The sequence below is a fragment of the Chromobacterium sp. Panama genome, from assembly GCF_003052555.1.
Lineage (GTDB): Bacteria > Pseudomonadota > Gammaproteobacteria > Burkholderiales > Chromobacteriaceae > Chromobacterium.
In genome coordinates, this window is the sequence record NZ_QARX01000001.1 from 5168146 (window position 1) to 5174669 (window position 6524).

The window sequence follows — 6524 nt, forward strand, 5'->3', positions numbered from 1 at the left end:
TGGTTTTGATAGGCGGAAACCAGCATGCCGGCCAGCCAGAACAGGCATAGCGCGCCGATGACGGCGGCCAGCCGGCGTTGCCAAGGGCGGCTGCGGCGGCGCGGGGCAAAGGCGGAGCCCTGGCTGATCGCGCCGCTCCACAGCCGGACGTCGGCCGGCCAGGTGGCCAAGGCCAGCGCCTTGACGGCGGAGGGCGCGGCCAGGCCGTCGCGCCAGCGCTGCCAGGCGGAGGCGAGTCCCTGAAGCTCGCGTTCCAGCCACTGCGAGCAGCGCAGCAGAAAGGGCTGGGCCGCCGCGCCGGGGTGACGCGGCATGCCGCGCAAGGGAAGCTGATCGGCCCAGGCCCTGGCCTGAGCGGCCCAGCCGTCGGCGTTGGCGGGAAGCGTGGGCAAGGGCCAGCCGGCGATGCCGGGGCCGGCGTTGTCGGGCGCGCGCTGACACAGGGTCAGCGGCAGGGTCCAGCCGCAGGCGATGGACAACTGTTCGGCGCGCTCCGCCAGCGCGGCGGCGTCGGCGGCGTCGGGGAGCAGGGCGATGACGGCGTCGGCGGGCGTCCGCCAGCGTCCGCGCAGCCGCCGCCAGCCGCCTGGAGGCGGGGCGGCGGAGGCGTCGATCAAGACCATGCCGTCGGTTTCCAGCCAGGGTTGCCGGGCCAGCGCCGGCACCGCCTGGTGGAGCGCCGGCACCGCCTGGTGGACGGCCTCGGGCGCGCCGCAGAGCAGCAGCCAGTGCGGACGCTGCTTGGCCGGGCGCTGGCGCCAGTCTTGGGCGATCAGCTGAAAAGCCGCGCCCCAGTCTTGAGCTGGGGCGGCATCGGGTCGATCTGCGGCTTGGCGGGCTTGTCGGCGCGGGAGCCAGCGGCGCTGCGTCAGCCAGTTGGACAGCGTGCCAAAGGCGTCGCTCAGCGCCAGCAACAGCACGCAGCACAAGGCGATGCCGCAGATGACCCACGGCAGCTGGCCGTTGCCGGACAAGCCCAGTTCCTCGTCCAGCAGCAGCACCGTGATGATCAGCAGTACGGCGATGATCAGCACCACGGCCCAGTTCCAGGGCAGAGAGGGCCGTTTAGGTTTGGGCAGCATGTCCGCTCTCCTTGTAGACGAAGCCCTGCATGGCGTCGTGTTCGCCGTGCCGGGTCAGAAAGCCTTGCGGGGTGTCGGGGCCGGCGGCCTGCCAGGCCAGCAGCAGCGCCAGCCATTCCGCCGCCACGCCGGCATGGCCGATCTGGTGGTCTACCGACAGGACGGCGGCGCGGGGCTGCTGTTGGCTCAGCGCGGCGTTCCAGGGGGCGTCGTTCTGGCCGGTGGCCGACCACAGCGCGGTCAGTTGCGCCGGCTCGCAGCCGCTGAACAGCAGCGTCTCGGCCAGCACGGCGTCGGCGGCGCGGCCTTGGCTGCTCACCGGCCGGTGGAGCCGGTCCTCGTCCTCGCCCTGGGGCCAGGCCAGCAAGACGGCGCATACCGCTTCGGCGCTGTTAGCCGGCGGGCGTTCGTAAAACTGCGCGGCGATAATCAGCCGCGCGCATTGGTAGTGTTTGGGGGCGCTTTGATCCAGCCAGCTATCCAGCCGCGCCATGCCGTTGGCGGCGACGAGGGTTTCCGATGCCGGGGCCGGCTGAAGCTCGCGCCATGCCCATTGCCGCCGCCAAAGCGCGATCACATCGACGGCCACGCCATCGGTGTCGATCTGTAATTCGACATGCAAGGGCCATTGAGGCGGCAGCGCGCGCAGCGCGGGCTGTAGCGATTCCATGGCCTTATCGAGTGCATCTTCAATCCGTTGCGACATGCGTTCCTCGGGCGCGGCCTGCCAGTCCAGTTGGTCTTTATCGGGGAGGTGGGTATGGCGCACCACCTCGTCGCGATGACCGTGCGCCAAGGCTGACGCCAGCAGCGGGAGCGTCTGGACGCTGGCCAGGGTCTGCGCCAGATCGCCGGCCGCGCTCCATGCAACGCCGTAGCGCAGCGACAGCGGCTGCTGGCCAAACTGGATATTGTTCTGCTCCACCTCCTGGCGCGCCTGCTCCTCCAGATAGAGCTGATTGCGCCAGCTTTCGAGGTCGCGCATTCGCAGCGCGAACAGCAATAGGTAGACGACGAAGGGCAAGCCCAGCAAGCAGGTCCAGAAGCGCCATCCGCTGGCCGGGGCATCCGCCGGCCACAGGTAGAGGGTCAGTCCCGCGCCGCCGCCCATCACCAGCAGCAGGATCAACAGCCAAGCCCAGAGGCGCGGCGGGTCGCCCAGCTCGTAATCGGGGGCGCGCAGACTTTCGAGATCAACCGGCATGACGCCTCCTATCTAAATAACGACGGCCCAGAGCAGCAGGAAAAGCCCCAGGCCGCTGGCCGCCCAAAAGCCGAAACGAAGAATCAGCTTGTGTAGCAGGAGCAGCAATAGTTGAGCGGCCGGCGTGATAAACAGGCCCACCGACAGCAATAAGCCGGATTTGGGGTGGGAGGGGAGGAGGTAGGGCTTCAACAGCCAGGCCAGCGCGATGCTGGTGGGGATGGCCCAGGCGCGCCAGCACAGGCTCAAGACTTGCCAGTCCTGCGGGAAGCGAGACGCCAGCAGGTAGGCCAACAGCGGGGCGGGGACGAGTAGCGCAAGCGCCAGACCGATGGCGTAGTAGAGGTATTGCAATCCGGCGGGCGCGCCGAGGCTGATGATCGGATGGATGGCGCCGGTATAGGCCAGCGGCGTCAGCGCGATAAGGCAGATCATCATCAGGTGACGGCCCAGGCGTTCAAGGCGGTGGCGGTCAATCATCGTCTTGGTCCTGCGGCCGGGGCGGCACCCATTCGCCGCCGCGCTGGCCTACGCTACGGTCGAACTTTTGTTGCCATTCCACCTTGCGGCCATTCTCGATGTCGTAGCCCCAGCGCTTGAGGTAGTTGCCGTCCTTGTCGTAGCTGGTCCAGTTTTCGCCGGTTGTGACGAAGGTGATTAGCGTGGCGCGGTAGACCTGGCCATCGGCCACCCACAATTCGATGTGGCGTTGGTCTTCCAGCGCATCGAGTTCTGGGCGGGGGAAGCCGGCGCTGCCGTCGGGCAGAACGCCGAGCAGATAGCGGCCATCGGCCTTGATGCCGAGGATTTTAAGGGGGATGTCGGCGGTGAAGGGAGTGGTTTGAGCCTGAGATTTGATTTCATGGTCGGACTCATCTTTTTCTTGTTGGGTATAAGTGAATAGCCATGAGCGCTTGTAACCATTGGACTTAACATAGAAGCCACGAATTGTTTTAAGTGGGCCATTATCGGGCCAATAGCTGAAATAGGCTGGTCCAATTTCTGTCCGAATCACTTTCTCGGCGGAGCGAACTTTGGCGACATGGATATTGGCCTTGATATAGACAGGCTCTAATAGTGCCTGCTCTATAGTCAGCAAGCGATTGATCTGACCGTCTGCATCCAGGCCGAAGAAGTAGATGCCGTTGACCTTGATGCCGAAGCGCTCATAGTCGATGGGGGAGGTATAGGGCTCACGTTTTACTCGTTTTGTTTTTCTATATGCAATTTTCTGATCGTCATTGATCGCAACTGATGCTAGTCCTGATCTTTGCTCTGCTGCTTCCATGCTCAAGATTTCGCCATCGAAATAATTGGTGGAGAAGGTACGTGGCCATTCTCGGACGTAGTAGGGGGTATCGACGTGCAGGCGCTCGCCGTTGGAATCAGTGGTGTAGGTGAGGCTCATGGGGAGTATCCATAAAACCAGCCATCGGACGGCTGGGTATTGTTGAATGTGATAGCCGAGCAGGCCCAGCAACATGAGCAGCAGCACGCCGATCAGTGAGGCTTTTTGCCAGGCTTTCATAACCAGTTCCGTCGCTTCAGCTCGTCGCGCGTCATCGTAGTGCGCTCTACCAGCGTGTCGGCATAGTCGGGTTTGTTAAGCCGGCGCGCGGTGCTGATGGTGCCGGCGATGATGACGCCGGGGCCACCGAAGACCGCGCCCTTGGCAGTTTCTTTCAGCACCAGACCGCGCAGCTTTTCGAAGTGGGGGTCGATGTCGGCGTTGAGCAATTCCAGATCAATCAGCTGGCAGTCGTGCAGCAAGCGCCAGATGAAGGTGTGGCAGTTGTTTTCACCGAAGCTGTCCAGCCGATAGCTCCAGCGGCCTCCATATTGCTTCGCGTAAGCGGCGGCGAAGGCGCGGATTTCGTCTATCACCGCCGCCTCCGAGCGTTGGTCGGTCAAGCCCAGGTAGAGCGGCTGGACACTGCGGGCTTTAGGATTGCCGTGGTTCGGGTCGTAGGGGTAGGGCTTATTGCCGATACCTCGACCTGCCATTTTGTCCTCATCCTCTCGTTTACCTACGTCTGCCTTCCTGCGTTTTGGTGAGTCGCCATTAATGCAGCCTTCAACATCCCACATCGCGCTGAGCTGATCCTTCTTGCTTTCCATGCCGGTGATATTCTCTGCCGGATACCAGCCGTAGCTTTCCTTGGTGTTGGGGTCGTTGTGGTCAATTTCCACCCAGTAGTGGCCGGGGCCGCGGGGCTTGTCCTGGATGGCTCCTCCTTGTTGCAGAATGCCCTTGCCCCAGAACGGAATGCGCTTGAGTCGGACGCGGCTCATTTGGCGCGGGAAGTGGATGGCGGTGTAGCTGGCCAGGCTGGCGGCCTGGGTCACGCCTTCGCCGGTAATCCAGAAGTCCATGCTTATTCTCCTTGTGGCTCAAACACGATCTTGAGTTGGGATTTGGCGTAGCTGCTTTTGATGGTTTGGGTTTTGCCGCCGCTGTCCGTCAGGCCGCGATGGGTGACGCCATCCGGTTCGGTGATGGTGTAGGGCATGCCTGCATGCGGCTTGCCGGAGGCGGGGTTGCTGAGGGTGAAAAAGTGATCGCGCGGCTCCACCACCTTGGCGTTGGGGAAGTCGTAAGCCGGGGTGGGCATAGAGGCCGGGCCGGGGATGCTGAGCGACACGCCGTGCAGCTTGATGTCGCCGCGCGTGCCGGCTTCCACCTTGCAGCTGTCCAGCGTCAGGTAGGAACCGCCGCATTGCAGGGTCAGTTTTTTGTTGGCGGCGATGATGATTTCGTCGCCGCTGCTGATGATGCGAATTTGCTTGAGCGCGGCCAGTTCGATGGCGTCGTGCTGTGCCTGGATTTCCACCTTGCCTTGCGCGGCGATCAGCTTGGCGCCGAGTTTGTTGGCAAACAGGCTGAGGGCTTCGCCGGCCGCCACGGTGAAGCGCTTGATCGCGCCGATGTCGGCGTGGCCGCCTGCGGTGGCGATCAGGTTGCCGCCGGCCGCCAGTTGCAGATGCTGGCCGCTGGCGAGGCTGATGCCGTCCGGCGCATGGGCGAGCAGCGCGGACTTTTGCAGCTGGCTGAGTCGATCCGCCATCAATTGCCGTTGTTGTTCGATGTCGGCGGCCAGCGCCCGCGCCTGGGCGGCCATCTCGGCTAGGGTCTGCATATTGCCCAGCGCGCTGTCCAAGTCCGCTTGCGCCGCCTGCATGTCCAGTTGTTTGCCGCGCGCCTTGGGTTGGGCGTCGGTGCTGAGGAACAGGCCCTTGGCGGCGCGCAGCGCGCCCCAGCCGTCGGTTCTGAGTTCAAAGCCTTCGCCGCGCGGCGCACGCTTCTCGCTCACCAGATGGCCTAGGTTGAGTTGGCTCTTGTCGAACTCGGTGGCCAGCTTGATGTGCTCCTGGCCCTTGCGGTCTTCCAGCCGCAGCTTGTTGTTGGCCCAGGTGCGGATCAGGTTGCGGCTGTCCCAGTGCGCGCCGGGGTTGCTGTCGGTGAGTTCGGAGTTGTGCAGGCAGCCGCTGATATAGGGCCGGTCCACATCGCCCAGCACAAAGCTGACCAGCACCTCGGTGCCTGGGTGCAGCGGGAAGTGCAGGCCGTATTCCGGGCCGGCGTAAGGCCGGGCCAGCCGCAGCGGGCGGCTGTCGCCGCCGGGCGACCATTCGTCCAGATCGAAAGGCAGGCGCACGCAGTAGCGGCCTTGCAGGTCGATGGCGCCGTAATGGGTTTTTTCCGGGGCGACGACGCGGGACGGCAGCGCGCCGGGGAGGCGCGGCACCGGGGTCAGCCGTTCCTGGCGATAGGGCCGGTCGGCGGGCGTGGCGGTGAAGGCGTTGCGGTAGGCGTCGCGGCGGCCGCCCTGATGGCGGACGGAAACCAGCAGCCAGCCGTCCGGGGCCGGAGCCAGCGCCGGGCCGTCGTGCTTGAAGATCTGGCCGGGGGCGAAGGCTTGCAGGCAGTTGCCGTCGCCGGCGGCGATCCACTGGCGGCAATGCTCGCGCTGCTGGGCGATCAGCACCGCGCGCTGTCCCTGCTCCGGGTTTTTGTAATGCTCGCCCCACTGGTAATCGACGCCGCGGGCGCCGGGGGTCTTGGCCGGCGGGCCGCCCTCGGCCAACAGCGGCTGGTTGGCGTCGCGGTAGTTGTAGTCCTTGCGCTGGAGGCGGGCGCGGATGGGCTGGGCGGCCAGTTCGAAACGGCTCAGGGTTTCTTCGTTGTCGGCCATGCCGGCCTGGGGGCGGAGCTTGAGCTTGACGCCGCCCTGGGGCGG

General features: G+C 64.9%; 6 protein-coding genes. All 6 read right to left on the minus strand.

Features of this window, described 5'->3' with window-relative positions; translation table 11 throughout:
* Positions 1 to 1082: hypothetical protein (locus tag DB032_RS24275; RefSeq protein WP_158274407.1), on the minus strand; the 1082-nt coding region annotated here is incomplete at its 3' end.
* A complete protein-coding gene (locus tag DB032_RS23265; protein WP_107801540.1) occupies positions 1066 to 2286 on the minus strand; it encodes a hypothetical protein in 1221 nt (406 codons plus the stop codon). The genes DB032_RS23265 and DB032_RS24275, both read right to left, overlap by 17 nt.
* 12 nt (positions 2287 to 2298) lie before the next feature.
* Positions 2299 to 2766 carry a hypothetical protein gene (locus tag DB032_RS23270; protein ID WP_107801542.1) on the minus strand — a complete coding sequence of 156 codons (468 nt, stop codon included), beginning with the start codon at positions 2764 to 2766 and terminating at the stop codon, positions 2299 to 2301.
* Positions 2759 to 3814 (minus strand): hypothetical protein, encoded by a 1056-nt coding sequence (locus DB032_RS23275; protein WP_107801545.1) that lies wholly within the window; start codon positions 3812 to 3814, stop codon positions 2759 to 2761. Before DB032_RS23275 ends, DB032_RS23270 begins: the two co-directional genes overlap by 8 nt.
* A complete protein-coding gene (locus DB032_RS23280; RefSeq protein WP_107801547.1) occupies positions 3811 to 4659 on the minus strand; it encodes a hypothetical protein in 849 nt (282 codons plus the stop codon). Before DB032_RS23280 ends, DB032_RS23275 begins: the two co-directional genes overlap by 4 nt.
* A gap of 2 nt (positions 4660 to 4661) precedes the next feature.
* A partial coding sequence (locus tag DB032_RS24280; protein ID WP_107801549.1) for a type VI secretion system Vgr family protein occupies positions 4662 to 6524 on the minus strand: 1863 nt, incomplete at its 5' end.